The organism is Nostoc sp. TCL240-02 (assembly GCF_013343235.1).
Classification (GTDB): domain Bacteria; phylum Cyanobacteriota; class Cyanobacteriia; order Cyanobacteriales; family Nostocaceae; genus Nostoc.
In genome coordinates this window covers 6,021,822-6,044,948 of sequence record NZ_CP040094.1, presented here as the reverse complement: position 1 = coordinate 6,044,948, position 23,127 = coordinate 6,021,822, and the positions used below count along the sequence as shown (strand labels likewise).

At 41.0% G+C, this 23,127-nt stretch carries 15 protein-coding genes and 1 pseudogene; 7 read left to right on the top strand and 9 right to left on the bottom strand.

Annotation, left to right across the window (positions count from 1 at the left end):
• The first annotated feature begins 242 nt into the window (after positions 1-242).
• Both sipA and FBB35_RS25760 read left to right on the top strand, forming a co-directional pair.
• On the top strand, positions 243-485 hold the full coding sequence (sipA, locus tag FBB35_RS25765) for a regulatory protein SipA (RefSeq protein ID WP_174713768.1): 243 nt from the start codon (positions 243-245) through the stop codon (positions 483-485).
• A gap of 57 nt (positions 486-542) precedes the next feature.
• On the top strand, positions 543-1,100 hold the full coding sequence (locus tag FBB35_RS25760; RefSeq protein ID WP_174711996.1) for a peroxiredoxin: 558 nt from the start codon (positions 543-545) through the stop codon (positions 1,098-1,100).
• 510 nt (positions 1,101-1,610) lie between these two features.
• Here the strand turns inward: FBB35_RS25760 and FBB35_RS25755 are convergent.
• Complete coding sequence (locus tag FBB35_RS25755; RefSeq protein WP_174711995.1) at positions 1,611-5,594, bottom strand: DUF2157 domain-containing protein; 3,984 nt, start codon at positions 5,592-5,594, stop codon at positions 1,611-1,613.
• A gap of 192 nt (positions 5,595-5,786) precedes the next feature.
• Complete coding sequence (locus tag FBB35_RS25750; RefSeq protein WP_174711994.1) at positions 5,787-7,370, bottom strand: glycosyltransferase family 39 protein; 1,584 nt, start codon at positions 7,368-7,370, stop codon at positions 5,787-5,789.
• A gap of 958 nt (positions 7,371-8,328) precedes the next feature.
• On the opposite strand from FBB35_RS25750, the gene FBB35_RS25745 reads away from it, so the two are divergent.
• Positions 8,329-10,440, top strand: a complete 2,112-nt coding sequence (locus tag FBB35_RS25745; RefSeq protein ID WP_174711993.1) for a TIGR00300 family protein — start codon at positions 8,329-8,331, stop codon at positions 10,438-10,440.
• 105 nt (positions 10,441-10,545) lie between these two features.
• Here FBB35_RS25745 and FBB35_RS25740 read toward each other — a convergent pair whose 3' ends face one another.
• On the bottom strand, positions 10,546-11,385 hold the full coding sequence (locus tag FBB35_RS25740; RefSeq protein ID WP_174711992.1) for a hypothetical protein: 840 nt from the start codon (positions 11,383-11,385) through the stop codon (positions 10,546-10,548).
• 148 nt (positions 11,386-11,533) lie between these two features.
• On the opposite strand from FBB35_RS25740, the gene FBB35_RS25735 reads away from it, so the two are divergent.
• Positions 11,534-12,070 (top strand): DUF2085 domain-containing protein, encoded by a 537-nt coding sequence (locus tag FBB35_RS25735; RefSeq protein ID WP_174711991.1) that lies wholly within the window; start codon positions 11,534-11,536, stop codon positions 12,068-12,070.
• A 20-nt stretch (positions 12,071-12,090) separates the two neighbouring features.
• On the opposite strand, the gene FBB35_RS25730 is transcribed toward FBB35_RS25735, so the two are convergent.
• From FBB35_RS25730 to FBB35_RS25720, 3 genes are all read right to left on the bottom strand, one after another.
• Positions 12,091-13,299: a NupC/NupG family nucleoside CNT transporter gene (locus tag FBB35_RS25730; RefSeq protein ID WP_174711990.1), complete on the bottom strand. Its 1,209-nt coding sequence runs from the start codon at positions 13,297-13,299 to the stop codon at positions 12,091-12,093.
• A gap of 224 nt (positions 13,300-13,523) precedes the next feature.
• Positions 13,524-14,381, bottom strand: a complete 858-nt coding sequence (locus tag FBB35_RS25725) for a hypothetical protein (protein ID WP_174711989.1) — start codon at positions 14,379-14,381, stop codon at positions 13,524-13,526.
• 121 nt (positions 14,382-14,502) lie between these two features.
• On the bottom strand, positions 14,503-15,900 hold the full coding sequence (locus FBB35_RS25720) for an amidohydrolase (RefSeq protein ID WP_174713767.1): 1,398 nt from the start codon (positions 15,898-15,900) through the stop codon (positions 14,503-14,505).
• A gap of 81 nt (positions 15,901-15,981) precedes the next feature.
• On the opposite strand from FBB35_RS25720, the gene FBB35_RS25715 reads away from it, so the two are divergent.
• Positions 15,982-16,761, top strand: a complete 780-nt coding sequence (locus tag FBB35_RS25715) for a cysteine hydrolase family protein (RefSeq protein ID WP_174711988.1) — start codon at positions 15,982-15,984, stop codon at positions 16,759-16,761.
• A gap of 269 nt (positions 16,762-17,030) precedes the next feature.
• The gene (locus FBB35_RS25710; RefSeq protein ID WP_163928798.1) at positions 17,031-17,486 is read left to right on the top strand and encodes a cupin domain-containing protein; all 456 of its coding nucleotides are present in this window, start codon (positions 17,031-17,033) and stop codon (positions 17,484-17,486) included.
• A gap of 203 nt (positions 17,487-17,689) precedes the next feature.
• Here the strand turns inward: FBB35_RS25710 and FBB35_RS25705 are convergent, their stop codons facing one another.
• A complete protein-coding gene (locus FBB35_RS25705; RefSeq protein WP_174711987.1) occupies positions 17,690-19,345 on the bottom strand; it encodes a B12-binding domain-containing radical SAM protein in 1,656 nt (551 codons plus the stop codon).
• Positions 19,346-19,675: 330 nt separating this feature from the next.
• Here FBB35_RS25705 and modA point away from each other — a divergent pair, with 330 nt between their 5' ends.
• On the top strand, positions 19,676-20,470 hold the full coding sequence (modA, locus tag FBB35_RS25700) for a molybdate ABC transporter substrate-binding protein (RefSeq protein WP_174711986.1): 795 nt from the start codon (positions 19,676-19,678) through the stop codon (positions 20,468-20,470).
• 523 nt (positions 20,471-20,993) lie between these two features.
• Here the strand turns inward: modA and FBB35_RS25695 are convergent.
• Together FBB35_RS25695 and FBB35_RS25690 are read right to left on the bottom strand one after the other, a co-directional pair.
• Positions 20,994-21,941 carry an NAD-dependent epimerase/dehydratase family protein gene (locus FBB35_RS25695; RefSeq protein WP_174711985.1) on the bottom strand — a complete coding sequence of 316 codons (948 nt, stop codon included), beginning with the start codon at positions 21,939-21,941 and terminating at the stop codon, positions 20,994-20,996.
• A 536-nt stretch (positions 21,942-22,477) separates the two neighbouring features.
• Positions 22,478-23,053: pseudogene (locus FBB35_RS25690) on the bottom strand (Uma2 family endonuclease).
• Positions 23,054-23,127: the final 74 nt, after the last annotated feature.

Here is a 23,127-nt window from a genome sequence, read left to right as displayed (position 1 = left end):
AAAAACTTCATCCCCTTTCCCTTTCCCTATTTTAAGATTTATGCATTGACCAAAGAGGCAGGGGGCAGGGGAGATGAGGGGGATGAGGGGGATGAGGGGGATAAAGGGAGAATTATTCAACAAGTCTCTCCCTTGTCTTCCCCCTCTTCCTTGCCTCCCCTATCTCTTATCAATTCCCAATTTACTAGACTTTCAAGATAGTTATGAGTTATGAGTTAATCAAAACTCCAAGCTTGATAAAGATGTCTGAAGAATTTGCAATTGGTAGTAAAGTCCGTGTTGTGGCACTACCACCCTACGTCAAAACTGCTGAACCTATTCCTATGCTGCGCCCCCCTGATGTTATTCACATTGGCGAAGAAGGTATAGTCCTTGACCGCCGTCCCGGTGGATATTGGGGTATTCGCTTCGCTAGGGGAGCTTTTCTCTTAGATAGCCAATACATCGAAAGCATAGATAAACCTACCGAATCTGACTCTAAATGATATTTGCTGCAACTAAGAATTGTAAACTTGTGTAAAGTTGTGATTCTGGTTTGCACCATGATTTCCCGCCGCACTTTTTTAAATATATTATTTGCCAGCTGTATTTCTTTCATCAGCTGGCTGAACTTTACCTCTGCTGCTGATGCCCTTGGTGGTAAACTTCCCGCAATTAATCAACCCGCACCAGAGTTTACTTTGCCAACTAACACAGGTGATGGCAAAATTTCCCTCTCTGACTTGCGCGGTAAGTGGCTAGTTCTTTACTTTTATCCTAAAGACTTCACCTCTGGTTGTACTATAGAGGCTCGTCGTTTTCAGCAAGACTTACCCCAATACCTCGAAAAAAATACCCAGATTATTGGCGTAAGCGCTGATGATATTGATTCTCACGCCAAATTTTGTGATTCTGAGGGACTAAAATTCCCACTTTTAGCTGACACTGATGGTTCAGTGAGTAAAGCTTACGGTTCGTGGCTTGGCTACTTATCAATGCGCCATAGTTTTATCATTGATCCTCAAGGTGTTTTGCGCGAGACTTTTGTCAAAGTCAACCCAACTGTTCATAGTTCAGAAGTGCTGGCACGATTAGAAAAGTTACAGTCTACAGCTTCTTAGATTTCAATAAAGGTGAGTGAAATCGGCGGTTAGAAACCGCGTCTACACAGGCAAAACCCGCCTGCACGGGTTAAATTCTCTTAGCCCACGAAGGTGGGCTTTGTTTGTGTAGCCGCGGTTTCTAACCGCCTGGGCTTGAGTTGACTTCAAATACATGAAAACTGCTGTAACCCAAGCGGTTCGTTCTCTTATTTTTGAGAATTAAGAGAACGAACCGCAAAGGACGCAAAGAGCGCAAAGTAGAAGAGGTAAAGAAGAGAAATTTAAAACTGATTCATCTATCAAGACTAATGACATGAACTACTAAATACTTGTTATCAGAAAAATGGGTTTAAAACCCCGTGCTTCCAGCACGGCTTTACAATAATGAGTGAATGAAAAATGGGTATTTACTCATTACTTATTACTTGTTACTCATTACTCATTACTCCTTCTTAAGAGTGCGTTCACGGCGGTGAGGATGTCAACTGAATCCTTTGAAACATACAAAAAATTGAATCAATCCTCTCTCTATTGCCATGTTTGAAATTCATCAATGGCGCTACGAATTAAGGAAGTTATCTGAGTGCGACGGGTTTCAAAATTGGCGGCAATATAAATCAGGAGGATGCCAACTAATAAGCCAACAACCCATTTTAAAAAGGAATACTGCAAACTAAAAATTACCGATTGATAGATTGTAGTAATTAAAAAAGTGACTGTGCCAATATAGAGAAAAGCCCGCACTCGCAAAGCTAATCCGGCAAAAATGGCGATGAGGCTGAAAATTCCAGGTATCCAGGCTGTGTTTTGATTAAATAAAATTGCCCATCCACAAATTAAACCACTACCTAGCAATCTCAAAATATGGCGAGCCGGTTTGTACTCTGGTAGCCTAAGTTGGGTATCCACTTGAGCAATATAAAGCAGTGATAACCCAATTGGTGTTACATACCATAAAACATCATTCAGGCGTAAGGAATCAAACCATCGGCAAAGTGCCCAATCAATCAACGCCACACTGATATATGTAAAACGGATGTTTTCACCCACTTTTGCCAGGAATATGTAGAAACCTGCTGCGAGTACCAAGGTAATGGGATAAGTTTGCAGTCTGGTTTCCCATAAAATTATCAGTGGTGTGATGTAGGCGGCTTGCTGCCAAGGTTTTTTAGACCAACCCCAACTTTCCCAAGGTAGGATATACAGAAAATAGGATATCACACAAGCGATCGCACCGTTCCAAGGAACTAACGGCCCAGCCCAAAATTTTCCTACTGCTGTCTCGCGCCAATAAACTCTCATACCGGCTACCTCTAATAAGCCAAGGTAAACCCACATTTCGGCTATGGTGATTCTTCCAAATATGCTGGGGGAAGTGCGCGAATTTCGTCCTTGAAAGATGGCATAACGGATCAAAAATACCCCTGTTGCTAATCCCACCAAACGGTTAATTCCAATGGGGAGAGGAATGGCAGCCATTAATAAGCAGCTACTCCAAGCCCAATGAATATGGGCAATTCTTTTCAATTCTTGGGGAGTTAGATGTAAGTAGTTTACAAGCCAAGGTGACAAAATACGGTAAGCATACATGATACTGGCACCAAGGGCAGACATGGCAATCAATCCATCACCTAATGCTCCTCCTGAAGCTTGTGACATTTGATAGAACAAAAGTTCATAGACAGAAATAGATATGCCAATTATTCCTAAGTACAGCAGGGGTTTAAAGTTCTCGCGCCGTCGCCCTACACCAATGATGATTAAAGCTACACCAAAGGAATATAAACCAGTCCACTCGGTGAACGTGTTCAAACGCAGCAACACACTGAATGCACCATAAATTAATGGCAAAATGTGAAGGCTGCTAGGAAGTTTTTCTAATTGATGTCGTCGCCGCCACCACTCGCCGGCAAGTTGAGCGATTAAACCTAAAGCGATATTTGCGATCGCTATCCTAACAATTGATCGCTCCCCAAATCCCAACACTTGGGCAGTCAACAATTCCAAACACCACCCAATGCCATAGAATGCCCAATTGGTTGGTTCTCGCCAACTGCGATAAACAATAGCTGTCAAGGTAATTATAGTGGCAGCTAAGTACAAAAATCCCGAAGTGATAAACCCTGAGTAAATCAGCACTGAGTGTAGTGTCAAACTAAACAACTCAAAACCACACAATGCGATCGCCCATTTATCACTGGCGGCTGCATAATTAAGTGCTAATTCGTTTCCGCGTCGGCTCAAAACTGTCCTGGCTAACCATAGAATTAGGATTGCGATCGCGCCTACGACAAACCAACCTCCGAGAACGAGGTGAGGTAAACCAGGTACACCCATCCACAGCAGCGCCACGATGAAACTCAGAGCAAATCCTTCTGTAATTACCGCAGATAGTTGGTTTCGTAAATAGCGCGTATTTACGAACATTAGTCCTGCACCTACTGCCAAACCAATTAATCTGGTTTCTGGTAACTGTATAGTAAGTAGCTGGGCAACTCCCACAGCCAAGACACTCAAGTAACGGGTAGTAGTCCGACGTTCTGTAGTTGTGCAATTTGCAACACCCGTGAGAGCTATAGGGGTAACTAGCCATAAGGCTCCCAAATAAGCTTGGCTATCAGCGACACCATACCAAGATGATTCTGCATTCATCCACAATAGGAAAAAACTAGCGGCGGCTAGTCCTAAACCGACATCCCACGCACTACGTTGCCAGACTCCTTCTTTTACGCTAAATCGCCATTCTGCAACCATCAGAGCTAATAAAATACTTGCCCAGACTTGTTGACTCAGGGTTGGTGCCAGCCAATTAATGGTAGAGCAAAATGTCAGCACCCCGATGATGTGAGTTAGATATATCAGGGGAAGGGATGCGGGGGAACGACGTTGAGTGACGAATGCCAGAGTGATGGTAGAAAATAGGAGATTTAGCGATCGCAATACAGGATTGACAATCGCGATCGTTGTTAAAAAGGCTCCAAGTAAGAGGGTGAGCAGTTCGCCAAATTTAGCTAATTCTCGCTTTTCGGTGCGATGTAGGCTATCTGTAAGCGCCACCATCAAAATTATGTAGGGAAATAAAGCTACACCCAGCAAAGCCCAAGGTTCATTTTGAGAATTTGTGAGTTGAGTAGCAGTTGCGATCGCTAATTTCTGTAAGCTATCAGGTACTAATCGCCAACCTAGCCAAATCATCTCTAAACCGATGACGAAAACCGCAGCGAAGTCTAGCTTTAAACTGTACCGCCGCAAGCGACTTCCCACAGACCATAAACCTAAACCACTTACAGCTATTCCTTGCCAAGGATAATTTACTACCGAAACCAGCCAACCCAAAAACAGTAAAATCCCACCAAGTTTTTCCCAGAGAAAGAGAGATGAGGGGAATATTAAAGTTACTTCCTCCGCTCCCCCTGCTCCCCCTGCTCCCCCGGTTACTGAGCGTAGTCGAAGTATGCCCCCCTGCCCTCCGCCCCCTACCCTCTCCTGTGCTAACCAAGTTACTAGCCAGCCGCAAATGCCAATAGCTAATCCCAACTGAGTGACATTTACCCCAGCAACAAAAATCGCCCGTACTAGCAGCACTATCAAAGCATAAATAATTACGGCGGCAGTTAAACTAATACTTAAGCTGCGGCGTAGCCCGTCGTAGACATCGCTTCTATCTTGCTCACTGACAATATTAGGCTGTTGGTAATTGTGATAAATAGTAATTATAGTTGTGCCAATCATTGCCACATAGACGGCAATTAAGGGGAATCCTGGCAATTGCCAACCCCAATGCAGATAACTCAGCCCTAGAATATTGGCTAAAGGTAATTTGCTAGTACGTAAATTGGTAAAAATAGCCCGATTTTTGGAGAGTAAAACAGTTATAGCAGTGAGGGTAGGCCAGGCGATCGCAACTGCAACCAAATCCACAGGATTTTGCCACAATTGAAAGCTATCCATTGCCCAAAAGTTCACTGGAACTAACAAAAGGGTGACAATCAGCAAAGTTTGAGCCGTCAATCTCAGATTGTTTTGCCTAGTCGCCCAAAAGCTTAATCCCCAAAAACTCAGAGTATAAGCAAACAAAACTCCATACTGTCCAGAAGCAGGAAACTTTTCCCACTGACTCGCAGCCAGTACCCCAGAGGATACCACTACCAGGAATACCCCTAGAAAAAGCAGCCAGCGTACACTCAGTTCTGCCCCCAAGGACTGCAACATTGTACTGACAAAGTTGGGTTCGACTGTTTTTTGTTGTGGTTGTCTACGGCGGCTAGATTGTAAAGCTGCTACGGGTAATTCCTGTACGGGATCGGGAGTTAAAAACACTACCTTTGTTTTCACTTCAGGCTGGGGTGGCAACACCACCGTACACACCAGAAACTCTTGACATAGCTGCTTAACCTGGGTATCGGATATCAAACCTAAACTCAGCCATATATCTAGTCCTTCTAGTAACTGAGGATGTGACGATGGCAGTCTAATTTCAAATTTTAGCGGGCGCTCAAGGGGCGATGACATAAGCGGCAGCAGTATCAGTATATACTTTAAGTAGATTTCAATTAAAGTATATTTTGGCTCTAATTGTGCCACTTCTTAGGCTAATTGATGTTAACTTTTAACCTAGTAACGATATTCAAATACTAACTGTCTGCTTTTAAGTTTCATCTTGCAGTGTACTACACCATATATGTATGCGATCTTACCCTTGGTTTAGGAAGATTTTGTTACTTTCCACAGTAAGTGGTTTATCTGCTGTAACTTTGAGTTATAAATTTTTTCAATTCCAGCTTTTAAGAAATCAGAGGAATTGAACAAGAATATCTCAGTAAAACCATTAGTAATCTCTGGTAAATGGTTTTTGCGTACAATTTGAAATTCCACTTTTGAATCGACTAAGTGAGCCATCATTCCAATGCCTGGAATTATATTATCATCACTAATTAAAAGCGGTTTCTTACCTTGACTAATAATACTAGCAACTTTAGGATATTCTTGGTATTTTTCTGGGAATTTGTTCCACCAAATCTGGGCTTGAGAGTTGAGGGCACAAGATATAATCCCACTCGTAATTAGCATGAACGTAACAAGTGACCAAAGCTTTTTTTGCCAAAAGTTAGTAGAAATAGATGTAATCTTAGTCGTAAGTAGGTAAGGAACAGCTAATTGTATACCTAAAACTGAGGGCAGAGTATATCGACTAGTAGCATATCGCTTGTAAAAGACAAAATCTGCTATGAATAAGGGAATCCCTACAGATGCAATCAAGGTTAAAACAAATAACCAAACTTTTTTAGGGGTTCTTTGACAAAGAACATAAATTGAATAAAAAACTATCGCAAAAATAATAAAAATACACGGAATTAATGCAAGCTTAAGTTTTCCAGGATCGCTAGGACTAATACCTAAATCAAGAAACGTACGGCTAAAGATACCAGCCCACCTTGCGGCTGATCCAAATAACGTTTGTTTAGTATTTGCCCAATTTACTGCTTCTGGCTGAGGGTTGGTAATAATAATCCAAAGCCAAGGTACAAAAGTTATAAACCCTGCAAGTGATGAAAATAGGTAATAAATCGTGGTTTTACTCAATCGAAAGCCTTCGATTGTAATTACATAAATTCCCTGTGCAAGAGCAACGAAGGTAAAAAATATATGAGTATAAAACCCTAATATTAATGTTGCTGTATAAATACCCCAACTAACCTTTGTTTGAAGGCGCATGGCTCGCAACAGTGCTAGGCTCGACATTAAGATAGTCACTATCCATAAACTGTATGCTCGCGCTTCTTGTGCATACACAACATCAATAGGTGAAACAGCTACCAAAGTGACGGCCATCCACCCTATTAGTGAAGATCCAAATAATTCTTCACATAGCAAATAAATAAAAGGAAAAGTGAACAGACTAGTGAATGCCGAAAAACTTCTTACCGCTGCTACAGAATCACCAAAGTGTTGTACCCAAAACCTAGTCATTAAAATATATAGCGGCAAAATCTGTGAGTCTTCTACAATAATCCCTTTAATTGTATCAATTGTATTTTTTTCAGAATTGGGATATTGGTATTTACTCAAATCTTTTATAGTAAGCAAACTACCATTGCTTAACTGCTCATTTATTTCTGACTGCATATAACCCGATATGCGTAATGAGGAGAAAACTTCATCACCCCAATAGATTTTTTTGCCAATATTGACGAAACGGAAAAGTACACCTATTACTAATAGGATTATGATTAAAAAACGTAACCAAAATAGAGAAGTAAGCCAGCTTTTTGACAATTGCTTTCTCATGTAGTTCTCGATCTCCTCAAAGCATGAATTAACGGGGATATAATTTTATTCTTATCGCGATAAAAGGTTCTGGCAGATATTTTGGTTTTTATGTTAGTCTAAAAACGCTATAAATATTTTATTTATGCTTTTCAACCAAGAAATTGAGTTTCAGAGGATGTTTGAAAAGTCCTGTTTTTACTATTTGTTTTGAATATCTTAGATATAAGACCGACAGTAAATATCTGAATATTCTCTCACAACTTAACACTCAATTAGTGTCAAACAAATTCTTCTTAAATATATGAACTAAAATTATCCTCTATCCATAGAATTTAAAAAAAAATTGCAGATTTTAGCAACAAGATATCATACCAAATGCAATTGGTTATCTATTCTTTTATAGGATATATTAAATAATATAGAAATATGGATACGGAGCATCCTAGATTTTTTTGAAAGGTATTTGCGTGGTTCGCGTTTGCCAAGCCTCTCGTAGAGAAGCGCAGCGCAAGAGGTAATAGGCAAGAGGAAAGAAGGCTCTTTAACTTGTACTTTACTTTGCAAAAATCAAATAGGATTCTTACATGATACTTGTAGCGTAGATGTAAAATACTTGTATTAAAAATAAAAATATTTAATAAAGCTAATATTAAGTTATTATAAATACACCTTTGAGTAAGATTGAAACCAAAGAGTAGGTTAACGTTTGTTTAAAGTCTCTACATCTTTGCTAAAAGCAGACTCAATCAGCACTACTGAAACATTTATGGCCGCCAAAACTATCCTAATTTTGCCATAGGCTCCACTTATTATCATCTTCCAGTAATAGAATTAAGGACGAAGCCTTTGTAAAGCTTTCAACTATCACAAAGATAGAAGCTGTAGTAGCAGATTTGGCCAAATGTCAGGAAATCAAAATCTGTATCCCAAAATAGGCCCCTAGTATAATAGCATATAAAACGCTTGTAAGATTTTTATGACTTCCCGTATTCGCTTTTTGATGTGTCCTCCTGACCACTACGATGTAGACTATGTGATTAATCCCTGGATGGAAGGGAATATTCATAAATCATCGCGCGATCGCGCCGTCGAACAGTGGCAGGGATTACACCAAATCCTTAAACAACACGCCATTGTAGACTTAGTACCACCCCAAAAAGGTTGGCCTGATTTAGTTTTTACCGCCAACGCTGGTTTGGTACTGGGAGAAAATGTTGTACTCAGTCGCTTTTTACATAAAGAACGTCAGGGAGAGGAACCTTTCTTCAAAGAATGGTTTGAAGAAAATGGTTATACAGTCAATGAACTTCCTAAAGATTTGCCCTTTGAAGGTGCAGGAGATGCACTCTTAGATCGAGAAGGACGCTGGTTATGGGCGGGATACGGTTTCCGTTCCGAATTAGATTCTCACCCTTATCTAGCTAAATGGCTGGATATTGAGGTTCTCTCTCTGCGACTCATAGACGAACGTTTCTATCACCTGGATACCTGTTTTTGTCCGTTATCAAATGGCTATTTGCTGTACTATCCAGGCGCTTTTGATTCTTACTCCAACCGCTTAATTGAAATGCGAGTCGCACCAGAAAAGCGAATCGCAATTGCTGAAGCCGATGCAGTCAACTTCGCTTGTAATACGGTGAATGTGGACAGCATTGTGATTATGAACAAGGCGAGTGAGGCTTTGAAAACCCGCCTTGCAGATGTGGGTTTCCAAGTGCTGGAAACACCGCTAACGGAATTTCTGAAAGCTGGTGGTGCAGCTAAATGTTTAACTTTGCGGGTAACGGAACCAGTTAGGGATGAAATTCATGCCAATGTTTCGGTAGAAAGCCGTGTCATTCGTATGGAAGGACATTTGCTTGATGCTGGCTTAATTAACCGCGCCTTGGATTTGATTATAGATGCCGGGGGAAGCTTCCAAGTATTGAATTTCAACTTGGGAGAACAACGGCAAAGTACCTCGGCTGCCGAAGTGAAAGTATCAGCACCATCTCATGAGGTGATGGAAGAAATCATCTCTCTATTGATTGATTTGGGTGCAGTAGATTTACCCCATGATGAGCGAGACGCGATCTTGGAACCTGTGATCCAAAATGGTGTAGCGCCTGATGATTTCTACGTCAGTACCATTTATCCTACCGAAGTCCGAATTAATGGGCAGTGGATCAAGGTAGAAAATCAACGGATGGATGGCGCGATCGCAATTACTCAAACTCCCACTGGCTTAGTTGCTAGGTGTAAAATATTACGCGATTTAGAAGTTGGCGAACGAGTAATTGTAGACGTACTAGGTATCCGTACTATTCGCAAAACTGAATCGCGCGAACAACGCAGTACCCAAGAATTTAGCTTCATGTCGGCGGGCGTTTCCAGCGAACGGCGCGTGGAATTGGTAGTTGAACAAGTAGCTTGGGAATTACGGAAAATCCGTGATGCTGGTGGTAAGGTAGTTGTCACGGCTGGGCCCGTAGTGATTCACACTGGCGGCGGTGAACACTTAGCCCAACTGGTTCGGGAAGGATATGTACAGGCGCTGCTGGGTGGAAATGCGATCGCAGTTCATGATATCGAGCAAAATATCATGGGCACTTCCTTGGGTGTAGACATGAAGCGGGGTGTCGCCGTTCGTGGTGGACACCGCCATCACTTGAAGGTAATTAATAGTATCCGTCGTTATGGCAGCATTCCCAAAGCTGTAGAGGCGGGGGCAATTAAAAGTGGCGTAATGTATGAGTGCGTCAACAATAATGTACCTTTTGTGCTTGCGGGATCGATTCGGGATGATGGACCTTTACCTGATACCCAAATGGATTTGATTAAAGCGCAGGAGGAATATGCTAAACACCTAGAAGGTGCGGAAATGATTTTGATGCTGTCATCAATGCTACACTCCATTGGCGTGGGGAATATGACTCCGGCGGGGGTGAAGATGGTGTGTGTGGATATTAATCCAGCTGTGGTGACTAAATTAAGCGATCGCGGTTCTGTAGAATCAGTGGGTGTGGTGACGGATGTGGGATTGTTCCTGAGTCTGTTGATTCAGCAGTTGGATAAGTTGACAAGCCCCTATGTCAATAAGGTAGGTTAAGAAATATCTCACGCAGATACGCCTAGTCACAGAGGTAAGAGAGGAGTAGGGTAGACATTACTTACCCTACTGTTTTTTGTTTTCTATAACTGAGTTAATCAACTACTAGTTTCCAGATATTGGGATAGTGTAAAGATGATCATAACCTCCTGAAATTAGTTGGCACTCAATAGCATAACTACTTGTATTTTTAAGGGGTAAAGGTACGGTTAATACACTACCATGACTGATATATAAAGACTTAAAAAGACTGCCGTTTAGATAAAATGAAATTCTTACTTGTTGCAATCGAGAATTATCAGGAATTGCATAAGCTTTGGTTAAAATACCTGTATTCTGCGTTATTCTGCACGTTTCTGAGTGAGGAGACTTCTCATACAACATTATACGACCCTCAGTCTTTTGGGATTGCCGAGATACGGATATATCTTGGGAATAATTCTCTAAACCATATCCGCTAACTAATGTACAACTGCTGACGCTTTGCTCTAATGAAGGTGGAGGGTTGTTAGGAGTGGTGGGGGGTGGATTTACTCGATCTCGACTAGTCGAAACTGAATTTTTTAATCGGTAAGTCTTAGTTTTATCAGGCTCAGTTCCTAAGTTAATTGTGCGGGTTAAAGTCTGGAACCCTTCTTTGCTTAGTTTGACATCTATATCAACTGTACTTGGAATTCTAATTTGAACATAACCGTCACTATTAGTTGTTTTAATTTCAGGCGCACCATTAATAGATAGAAAACTAACTTCCACACCTTCTAAAGATTTTCCATCTTCTGTTTCTACAATTAACTTAACGTTAACTAACTCATCTTTTATTGGACATGATTCTGACTTTAGTCCTAAAAAACACCTAAATTCTGGAATTGATACACTCGCTACAAGTGTAGCTAAAGCAATTCCAGTTCCTAAAATAAATCCCCATTTAGTATAGTTAAAACTCACAATACTACCTCTATAAATAATTTAGAATAACTAACAAAAATGACTCAATATAAATTTGCTTGCGAGAAAGCAAAGTGCCATAAAAAATAGTATATATTAAGAATATTATAAATACGTAAATGGATCAAACAATATCTAAAAATATTTTATGCAAAGAATTGTTTCTGCTACACAGTTAGAGTTTCCTAAAAATCTGAATTGGATCAGTTTGATTGCTGATTTATTGTTAGTAGGAATGGTTTTTGGCCCGCCAATTGCTCCCTTTTTGGCTGCGTCTGGAGTGTCTTTGCTTCCTGGGATTGCGGACATCATTTATTTCATGGGTAATCATGTGTGTCCGCAACCCGCTATGGGGTTAGATTTAGCACCACCATATATTATGGCTGTCTGTATGCGTTGCTACGGCACTGTCACGGGTTTGCTGATTACTCGCCTGTTGTATGGAATAACTGGTGGTAAAGGATTTTACTGGTTAAGTCAGTATGGATGGAGTGGTGTGGCGATCGCCAGTGTGCTGATGATGGCTTATCCTTTAGAATTGGCAGCACAGATTTTCGGTTTGTGGAGTTTTAATAATTATCTAGTTACACCTTTTGGGTTGATTACGGGTTTAGCGTGGGGATTGTTTACTATGCCAATTTTCCACGGGTGGCGGGGTGCTAAAACTAGTTTGGACGAATTTTAGTCTTACTCCTAATTTCTTCTTCAAATCAGCATCCCAGCAATACAAGCGGTGATAAAACCCGCCAATGAGCCGCCAATCATCGATCTTACTCCCATACGAGCTAAATCATGTTGGCGATTAGGTGCTATCCCCGCAATGCCGCCAATAGTAATGCCAATTGAACCTATATTTGCAAAGTTACATAAAGCGTAAGTCGCAATGATTACCGCGCGTTGAGAAATTTTACCACTTTCAATTAGTGCCTTCAAATCCAAAAAAGCAATAAACTCATTGAGAATTGTTTTTGTACCCAACAAAGCCCCCACTTGCTGACAATCAGCCCAAGGTACGCCCATTAACCACGCTACGGGAGCCATAAAAATAGACAAAATCAACTGTAATGACAGTTGCGGTAAACTCACAAATGCCCCCAACCATCCCAGCAGTGCATTTAAAGCAGCCAATAATCCTAAAAAGGCGATAATTATTACCCCAACATTAACCGCTAGTTTCACGCCATCAATTGCTCCGGCTGTAGCAGCATCAATTGCATTTACATAATTGGTTTCTACATCTGCCTTTACTTCACCAAGCGTCTCTGATACTTCTGTTTCTGGATACAGCAATTTTGATACTACCAATGATGTGGGAGCAGTCATAAAAAAAGCAGCAATTAGGTGTTGTGCTGGTATCCCAAAAGAAAGATATGCCCCTAATACTCCACCTGCAATTGTGGCAAAACCACCCGTCATTACGGCATGAAGTTCTGATTGCGTCATCTTCGCTATATAGGGTTTAACCATCAGTGCTGATTCTGTTGGCCCTAAAAAGATGTTACCCGCACAGGATAAAGATTCAGAACCCGATGTTTTCAGCGTCTTCATCATTACCCACGCCATCACATTTACCACTCGCTGTAAAATGCCGTAGTAATATAAGACACTGATAAAGGCAGAGAAAAAGATAATTGTCGGCAGTACTTGGAAGGCAAAGAAATGATCCTTAAAATTTTCTCCAAAGACAAATTTGGCACCAACATCAGAAAATGCTAAAAATTTGCTGACAAAATCTCCTAGAAATTTAAACACAGTTAAACCCCAAGGAGTTTTTAGAATCACCAGCGCCAATGCAAATTCTAATCCCAAACCCCACGCCACTATGCGCCAACGTACCGCTTGACGATTAACCGAAAAAACGTAGGATATACCGATAAAAACTAAAATTCCCAACGCAGAGATGGCGCGTTCCATGTTTACTCCCGGAAAGTATCGCTAAGGCACTTGGACACAAAGCATACACAAAAATCTACCTTGTTTTATGGCTTTGTATTCAACTACTAGAGTTTTGATGGCATGAAGAAGAATTTAGCGATCGCAAATTCATATTTTGTTACAAAATTATCTCCCAAGCCTTAAAGAAAACATTGTTGGGTTGCAAGTATTTATTCATATTGCTTTGTAAATTGTCTCTAAAATTACCCTACTCTCCGTGGGTAGCCAAAGCTGAGATGACTACCAATGAGTGTGTAAAAATCATTTGGCGCATGTGCTGCACCCCCTGCACAACTCGGAACCTTGCACTTATCGCTAACAGTTTGAGCGATTTTGTCAAGCTTGATAACGTGTGGTGTCATATCCCATCCTTCGCCACCATAGCTGCTTGTGATTTTTTCAATATTATGCAAAACGACCACTTCCAGCCGCCAGCCATTGATTTTGCACTCGCCCAAGCGATAAATTTTAGACAATGCTGGATCTGATAAAGCTAGACGTAACTCTCTTTCTATTTGCACAAAGTCAGGCTTTTCCGGCCTCATCTGCAAGTAAGCAAGCAGTTCTGCGGCTGATTTGCCAGTTCTAAAAAATACCGATGCGTAACCGTCTCCCCCAGAAGTAACTCTCCAATTAACTAAAGTGATTTCTGGTGACTGCGCCAGCGTCACAATCAATGAAGTATCAGCTTGGTTATGTGTGCCAGTTATGCCACCATTACCAGACTCAATACCAAATTCGCGATCGCAAACACCAATAATTTGCCAGGTATAATGTGCAAAGCTAATTATAGGTTCATCTCTTTGTATACCCGACATAACTTCAGCATAATTGCTCTGGTCAACATACAAATCGTAAGAACCTAGAGTATTGGCATCTCCACATGGTGCATTGATTAATTTGCCAACAAAATGGCAGTGTTTAAAACCAGACAGTGGATGCTGGCGCACCAAAGCAGCAAGGCGTTCAGCATCAGAGGGAGCAAAAGTAGCGTTGAAATAGTAATGAGGCCCTTGGCCGCACTCATTAATTTCCCAGAACCAATCTTGAAATGTACTCATGTTTAAAGATACACTACCTCAACTTTTGGGGAAATATTGCCTACTCCGCCGCTATTGAATCTTCTAACGAGTCGTAAATTGGAGTTTCAACTACTAGAGTTTTACGGCAATTGTTTACATTTCATAACCCCATAACTGTGCGATAATGCGCTTCAATTTGCGCGACGGTTTCAGACTTGTGCTTTGTCTCCCATTGACTGCGATTAAATAGTTCTTGCCGCAATTCATCAACATTAATTGTGGTAACTTTACCATCGGCAACAATTTGCTTGCCGTTAGCCCAAACACTATCAACAACATTATTAGGACGACCTAAAACTAATAAACCAATAGGATCTGTACGTGGAAGTAATGATAAATGGGTGAGGTCATAAAGTACTAAATCTGCTTGTTTGCCCACAGTGAGAGAACCAAGATTATCTGCAAGATTCAATCCTTTTGCACCTCCTAAAGATGCCATCTCTACCGCTTGTCGGGGTGTAATCCAGTACTGATAATCTAAGTCTGTAACGTTATGTAAGATAGAACCAATTTTAATAGCTTCTAACAAATCTTGAGAGTCATTACTTGAAGCACCATCACAACCAAAAGTTACATTTACTCCAGCTTGGCGATATTTTAAAATAGGAGCGATGCCACTACCTAAACGTAAATTACTTAAGGGGTTATGAACAACTGTAGATTGAGTTTCGGCAAGAATGGTAATATCAACATCATTTAACCAGACGCAATGAGCTAGAGTTGTGCGATCGCTCAAAAACCCGATTCTTTTCAAATGTTCCACAGCAGTACAACCGTACTTTTCTTGGGCGAGTTTTTCCTGTGCCCTAGTTTCGAGTAAATGGGAGTGACGACAAAGATTATAGCGATCGCTTAACTCGATACATCCTGTAAATAAAGCATTAGTACACAATTGTATCCCCGTTGGTGCAACCAAAATATTTACACCTTCATCTGGGCGATGAAACTGTCTCACCGCCTCTTCGATGATTTCCAATGTTGCCGCAGTTGAGCGATGATAAGGTTCATGAGTTCTTACTGATTCTCCAGATGGAATCCCTGCGGTAAGGGATTCATCTTGAATTAAAGGGGCAATAAAGGCGCGAATCCCAACTTCTCTGTAAGCGCGGGTTGCAGTGGCGATCGTTTCTAACTCAAGTCCGGGAATTAAGACCAAGTGATCTACTACACTTGTACCGCCAGAAAGTAAGGTTTCTACCGCAGTACCCAAGGCGCTGAGATAAACCTGTTGACTGTCGAGGGGTGCAAAATCATACAGTTCCGCCAACCATAATTCTAAAGGAAAAACTGACATGATTCCCCGTTGCCACATCTCTGATGAGTGGGTGTGGGCGTTGAAAAAGCCAGGTAGCAGCAGCTTATTTTTGCCATCTATGACAGTGCCGATTACTGGTAGATTGGGGGCAATGGCTGCGATCGCACCGTCTACAATCTGTACATCGACTGTCGCATAATCATCACTGGCGGCAATTAAAACATTCTGAATAGTGAAATTCACCATATTTAACCTTGATTAAGTAATTGTATTTTCAACTGAATTTCAAGTTACAAGATAGAAAATGGTGTTAGGTATTGCATTATGAATTTGCCTTTTCGGACATTGGGAGTCTCACCAAATGCGTGGACAGTGAATGATGCGATCGCAGATATCACTCGTCCTCAAAAACCCCCACAACCCGTTATTTTATCAACAGAAACTAAAACCCTGCGCTTAGACTTGGCAAAAGCCGCTATCCTCGTCATTGATATGCAAAACGACTTCTGTCACCCTGATGGCTGGTTAGCGCATATTGGTGTGGATGTAACTCCAGCACGTCAGCCGATTAAACCTTTAAATAACTTACTTCCAGAACTTCGTGATGCAGTTGTTCCAGTCATTTGGATAAATTGGGGGAATCGCCCTGACTTGCTCAATATTAGTGCTGCTTCGCGTCATGTCTATAACCCTACAGGGGCAGGCGTAGGATTAGGCGATCCACTACCAAGCAATGGTGCTAGAGTCCTAATGGCGGGTAGTTGGGCCGCGGCAGTAGTAGACGAATTAGAACAACTTTCTGAAGATATTCGTGTGGACAAATATCGGATGAGTGGATTTTGGGATACCCCATTAGATAGTATCTTGCGGAATCTGGGAAGCACAACATTATTTTTTGCTGGTGTTAATGCCGATCAATGCGTGCTAGCTACCTTGTGTGATGCCAACTTCTTAGGATATGACTGCGTGTTAGTTAAAGATTGTAGCGCTACTACTTCGCCTGAATATTGTTGGCTGGCAACGTTGTACAATGTTAAACAATGCTTCGGTTTTGTCACTGACTCCCAAGAGATTTTAACAGCGCTGCAAAAGAGTGAGGAGTGATTAGATTTTAGATTTTTCCTTCAATCCAAAATTCAAAATTGGTTGAATGAGGAGTATTTAGTGTTTAACAATTAGTGATTTTTTCATTTATACAACTTAAAACTTACGCATAAATCACACGGGAGGAGCAATTAATTAATGAATTGTCCCTACCTGAAAATCTTTTTTTGCTATTGTTTGCATCATCTCTGACAACTCACAACTTAATATTCAAGACTTGGATTTTAGGAATTTTCATACCCATCGATAACTTTAGAGGGGATAAATAAATGTACGCTACTCGTTGTGTAATTCCGGTTATCAAATCTCCCAAAGATTACCAAGTATATCGCATTAGTCCCAATGACTCTAATCGATTAGCAATTATCTTCGATTCGACAAATGCTAATACTTCCTTGACTTGCTGTATAGAAATTTTTGATGTCGGTGGACAAACACCACCAAATCGCCATCAGTGGGCGGTGGAAATGTTTTTTGTCCTCAAAGGAGAAGCGATCGCTATGTGTGACGGCAAAAGTGCCACGATCAAGGCTGGAGATAGTTTATTAGTGCCTCCCACTGGGACTCATTTGATTAAAAATACTGGTTCTACTCGCTTGTATACGTTGACTGTGATGGTTCCCAATGAAGACTTTTCGGAATTGATTCGCAGTGGCATTCCGACGGAGTTAGATGCAGAAGATATGGCTGTACTGGGGAGATTGAATACTTTGATGCCCTGTTAAAATAATTCATAATGGGCTACGCCCCGCTACGCCCCGCTACGCTAACGTAATTCGTAATTTATTGGAGATTCCTCGTTTCCATGTGAAACACGGGAACGAGGGGATATTATGAATTACGAAAATTCATCGTTAAAAAACTTTTAGCGTTATTAATCTAGCTCAGGGGTCTAAATTCCCGTCACAAAACGTAATTGCGAATTGGTTTAACTACGAACTTTTGTGAGGATTTTTTGCGAATAAAACGAAGCCGATTCTTCATTTTTAGAACAATCTTGTGCAAACTTAATCAAATGATGTCCCACAAGTCCGACGTGAATCAAGTTTTCCATATCACCTGCTTTCAGCGCTGGCTTGGCCATTTTCCAGAAAGTCTGACGATAGTTACTAAATAAGCCTATCCGCAGCAAAATATTAGTTAAATAAGTTAAACCTTTGCGAATATTAGCCCCAGAAGCGCGAGCAGGACTGTTAGGTACTTCGATGCGATTTGGATAGGTGTGTTCCATATTGTAAGCAAACCGCTCATATAAAAATTCTGGCTCATAAGCAGTTGTGATGCAGCGCCGCCACATCTCGACAACTTGCTCATAGGGCATCAAAAACTCAACATTTGATTCCCGGCTTTCATCAAATATGAGTCGTCCTTCTACTTCTAATCTCCGCCATAACGGAGTTCTAGGCAAAGCATGAAGTAGATTAATTGTCAACATGGGAATTTGAGATGCCCGAATAAATTCGATAATTCGGTCTGCTGTTTCTGGTGTATCTGTATCTAACCCAATGATAATTCCTGATACTACTTCCATACCATAGCTATTTAAAACCTGAATTGCTTTTAAGATTGGCATACTCAGATTTTGATCTTTAGAAATAGCATGGAGAGCATCTGGTTCGGGTGTTTCGATACCGCAAAAGATGGTGCAGAAATAGGCTTCGCGCATCATCTCCAGCAGTTTTGGACTTTGAGCTAAGTTGAGAGTTGCTTCACAGGCAAACTGGATGGGGTAGCCATTGCGTTTTTGCCAGTCAATCAGGTGAGGAAGTAACTTCATGGCAGCGCGGCGATCGCCAACAAAGTTATCATCGACAAAATACACTGCCCCCAAATTGCCAGATTGTCGCATTGCATCTAGCTCGGCAACTACTTGCTCTGGTGTTTTCATCCGGGGACTGTTCCCATAGAGTTCGGGAATATCACAAAATTCGCAGCGATAAGGACAACCACTAGAAAACTGCACATTTGCTAAAAAATAATCATCAATATTCAGCAAATGATAAGCTGGAGTTGGAAACTCTGTTAAAGGTAAACGTTCCTTCGTTTCAAAGCGGATTTGCCTTTGAGGACGTTCCAAATTTTGGTCTAGATACTCGATCATGCGATCGCTAGCATCTCCCAACTCACCCAAATGTAAAATGTCAAATTCAGGATAATATTCTGGACACCCAGATACCGAAGGGCCACCCACCACCGTGATTTTCCCGGCTCGATGGGCAAGTTCATTAATTTGATTAATCTGTGGTTTTTGGATATGCATTCCACTCACAATTACCACATCAGCCCATTGGTAATCAGCCCTGGTTGCTGATTTGACATTCTCATCAATAAACCGCACTTCCCATTTTTGAGGTAAGTAGGCAGCCACAATTAAAATACCTTGGGGTGGCATAAAAGCCCGCACATTACCCATAAGTGGGTAAGCATAATGAAAAGTACCAAAAGAGCGGCTGTACTTAGGAAAGATGCAAAGAATGCGTCGATGGTTCGAGGGAACGTAGCTGGTTCTCTTAGTGTTAGAAGCGGTTTTGGAATCGGCCGCTATATAAGTTGGATTCTCTAAAGACTTAAGATTTACGGTCATCGCAAATTTCACCCCAGAAAACTGAGCAGTTAATTTGACAATTTATTGACACAATTCAGTGATAATTCCAATTAGCTTACCGCGATCTTTCAGAAGTTTTTAACTGTAAAATATAAAATTCCTCCTAGAGGGGTATGATTCGCCCTTTCTCAGAATGCAGTTTTGCAATTACGGATGCGTTTGAGTCGCCAGATTCTGGCTTATGAGTTAATTCATCTGGAATGCTTAGGGAAAAAGTAATTACCGATATAGTTGGTTATACGTTGGTATGTTTGGTATTATTTTACCTAGCATCAATTTTATGGAAGAAATTTCTCAAACGCCTTTTCTATGAAAAGAAGACAAATTTTTGGCTTACTGGGTATAGCGGTTGCTGGTTTGCTCCTGGCAATTGGTTTACCGTTAGTTAATCCTTCTCCGGTAATAGCACAGTCAAACGGCACTATCCTCGTCTCCGCAGCCGCCAGCTTAAAAGAGGCACTGGAAGAAATTAAGCCTTTGTACCAACAAAGTAAATCAGATGTCAACATTACTTATAATTTTGGGGCTTCTGGTGCCTTGCAACAGCAGATAGAGCAAGGTGCCCCAGCAGATATCTTTATTTCTGCTGGCAAAAAGCAAGTGGATGCCCTAGAACAAAAAGGACTTTTGGTAACAGGTAGCCGTGCTAACTTGGCAAATAACCGTCTAGTCTTAATTGTGGCTCAGGATGTTGTTGGCATCACTAGTTTCTACAATTTAACAGATAGTAAGATTAAAAAAATTGCGATCGGTGAACCCAGAAGTGTACCCGCCGGTCAATATGGGGAGCAAGTCTTAAGGAAATTGAAACTTTATGATCGGGTAAAGTCCAAATTAGTCTTTGCTAACAACGTGCGTCAAGTTTTGGCAGCAGTAGAAAGTGGTAACGCTGAAGCGGGTTTAGTTTATGCTACTGATGCCAAAATTTCTAACAAAGTAAAAGTCGTAGTTGCTGCTGATGATAAGTTTCACTCACCGATTGTCTATCCAATGGCAGTAATTAAAAGCAGTAAAAATATTCCAGCAGCTAAAGAGTTTATCCAATTTTTATCTGGCAGTGAAGCCAAAACAATACTCAAAAAATATGGGTTTCTTGTGGGTTAAAGAAGAATGGAGACAGCAAGGAGCTTAAAAGGTTCTTTAAAAAGTCCTCTTGTCGGTATCAAAATTTTGTAGAGAGATGTGTGTACACCGTAGCCTTTTTTAAGGGGGTTTTGGGGGGATCTTTTGTGCGTAAGTCCTAAAGGAAAATATAGCGGTTATCAGTTATGCAATACAGACCTAACCGCCAGCCCCTTCCCTTATAGGCTACCGTGTCACAAGTCGAATTAACCTCCTTAATCCCCCCGATGCATTGGGCTACGGTGTACACACAATTCCTATCTGCAAGGGTTTTAAGCTTTCTGTACTCTTTCCTACTCATTCCCAGGCAGAGCCTGGGAATGCCCTCCGAGAGGCTTCGCTTCCAACCAAGAGGACTGGAGCGTCTGGAGTTTCATCTGAAACCCTCTCTGGGTATACTTGTGTGTACACCGTAGCCTTTTAGGAGAGAGGAATGGAAGTGAGGTCAAACTGTATTGCTTCCATTCGAGAACCGCTATAACCAATGCCCCATGCCCCATACCCTTTAATACAACGACTTAATCCACTGCCATTCTTGCGTCAAACCCTCTCTTAGAGTGACTTGTGGCTGATATCCCAGAATTCTCTGCGCTTTAGATACATCAGCAGCAGTATGGCGTGCATCTCCCATCGCTTTTTCTATGTGGTTTCTTTTGATTGGTTTCTCAACGATTTCTTCAATCGTATCTAAGACTTCTGCTAAAACCACCCTGCTACCACCACCGATATTAAAAATTTCTCCCACTGCTTGGGGTGCGGAAGCTGCGGCTAAATTGGCGGCGACGATATCACCAACAAATGTAAACTCCCGCGTTTGCTGGCCATCGCCGTAAATAGGAATTGCCTCATCTTGTAAAATGGATTTAAAGAACTTATGAAATGCCATATCTGGGCGTTGTTTAGGGCCATAGACTGTGAAATACCGCAATGATACAGATGGCACACCAAAGTTTTTGTAATAAAGGCTGCACAGAGTTTCAGCCGCTAGCTTAGTAATACCATAAGGAGAAACAGGTTCAGGGCAAATTCCTTCGTGAGTAGGTAAAGTTTCTGCATCCCCATATACACTTGATGAAGAAGCAAACACCAATCTTTTCAAGTGTTTTGCATCTTTAGCTGCTTCTAGCAAAACTTGCGTAGCATTAATATTTCGTTCTGTGTAACCTCGAAAAGCCTTACCCCAGCTTGCTCTGACACCTGCTTGTGCTGCTTGATGGTAAACGACATCAACATCTTTTAAGAGTTCCTGCCAATCTAAAAACTGAATATCTGCTTCAATTAATGTAAAATTAGGTGAGCTATGTAAGTGTGCAACATTCTTACGCTTTAACATAGGATCGTAATAATCATTAAATTCATCAATCCCAATTACTTCTTCTCCTTGTTGTAGCAAGATGTCTACAAGGTGAGAACCAATAAAGCCTGCTGCTCCAGTAACGATAATTTTAGCCATGTTAGCTATTTTTTGCTATTTTCATAAATTTCTATATTCACAGGTTAGTACTTGTAATCAATAATCGTCATTACTTAAGCTTGATTTTTAATCAATTACTGTACTGTTTTAAACATAAATATTACTTAAATAAATATACTTATAATTTAATTAATTAAAGTATATTTGTTTGATTATTGTATGACAAAATTGACTAAGTAAACATACTAGTTGACAGAATTTAATCTTGAGAATAAAAGCAGTAGAAATTCCAACCACGAAATGGTCTTAAAACCCAATACGGTTTAGTTAGCGATAAAAACCTTAAGCTGCGTAGGTTTAGTTGAAGAATGAAACCCAACATGAACCGTTAGACACGTAGTGGCTTGTCGTTAGACATCGCCTGTTGTGGAAGAGTGAGTGCGATCGCAATAGTTATTGCAGAAAACCTCAAAATAAAGCGTAGACGCATAGCGGCTTGTCGTTAGACATCGCCTGTTGTGTATGTTGCGTAGGCGTAGCCTGTCGTAGACATCGCACTTCGTGTTTTAATCAATTTACCAGATATCTTCAAAATTAAGCACAAATCCAGGTAGTATATCTTCTCCTGATAAACTAGGAGGAGATTCCAGCACTTCAACATCTCTACCAAAACGATAAATTTCTACTTGCCGAGCTTCTAAATCAATTAACCAACCTAATCTAGTACCGTTGTCTCGGTACTCTTGTATTTTATTTTGTAGCCTTCTTAAACAATCAGTATCAGAATGCAATTCCACGACAAAATCAGGACATACAGGCGGAAATCCCTCTTTTTGCTCCTGTGTGAGAGAATCCCATCTGTCATGTTTTACCCAAGATGCCTCAGGCGAACGAACTGCCCCATTTGGTAAAATAAACCCAACCGAAGAACCAAAAGCTATACCTATTGACTCATCACGATTCCACACTCCAAGTTGAGCAATTAAGTTAGCATTGCGGTTGCTGGTTAAGCCTCCGACTAAAGGCATTAGTAGCAATGTGCCATCAGCATTATGCTAAAATCTGATTAATTCATTTATCTGACATAACTGGAAGAATTGCTCATCTGTTATTTGAATAACAGGGGCAAAGTTGATAGTTAACGCATCCATAGAAAAATTTAAACTTGAATATTCCCATGAAAATACCAGAGGCGAATGCACTTTAGCGAAAAACATATTTAGAA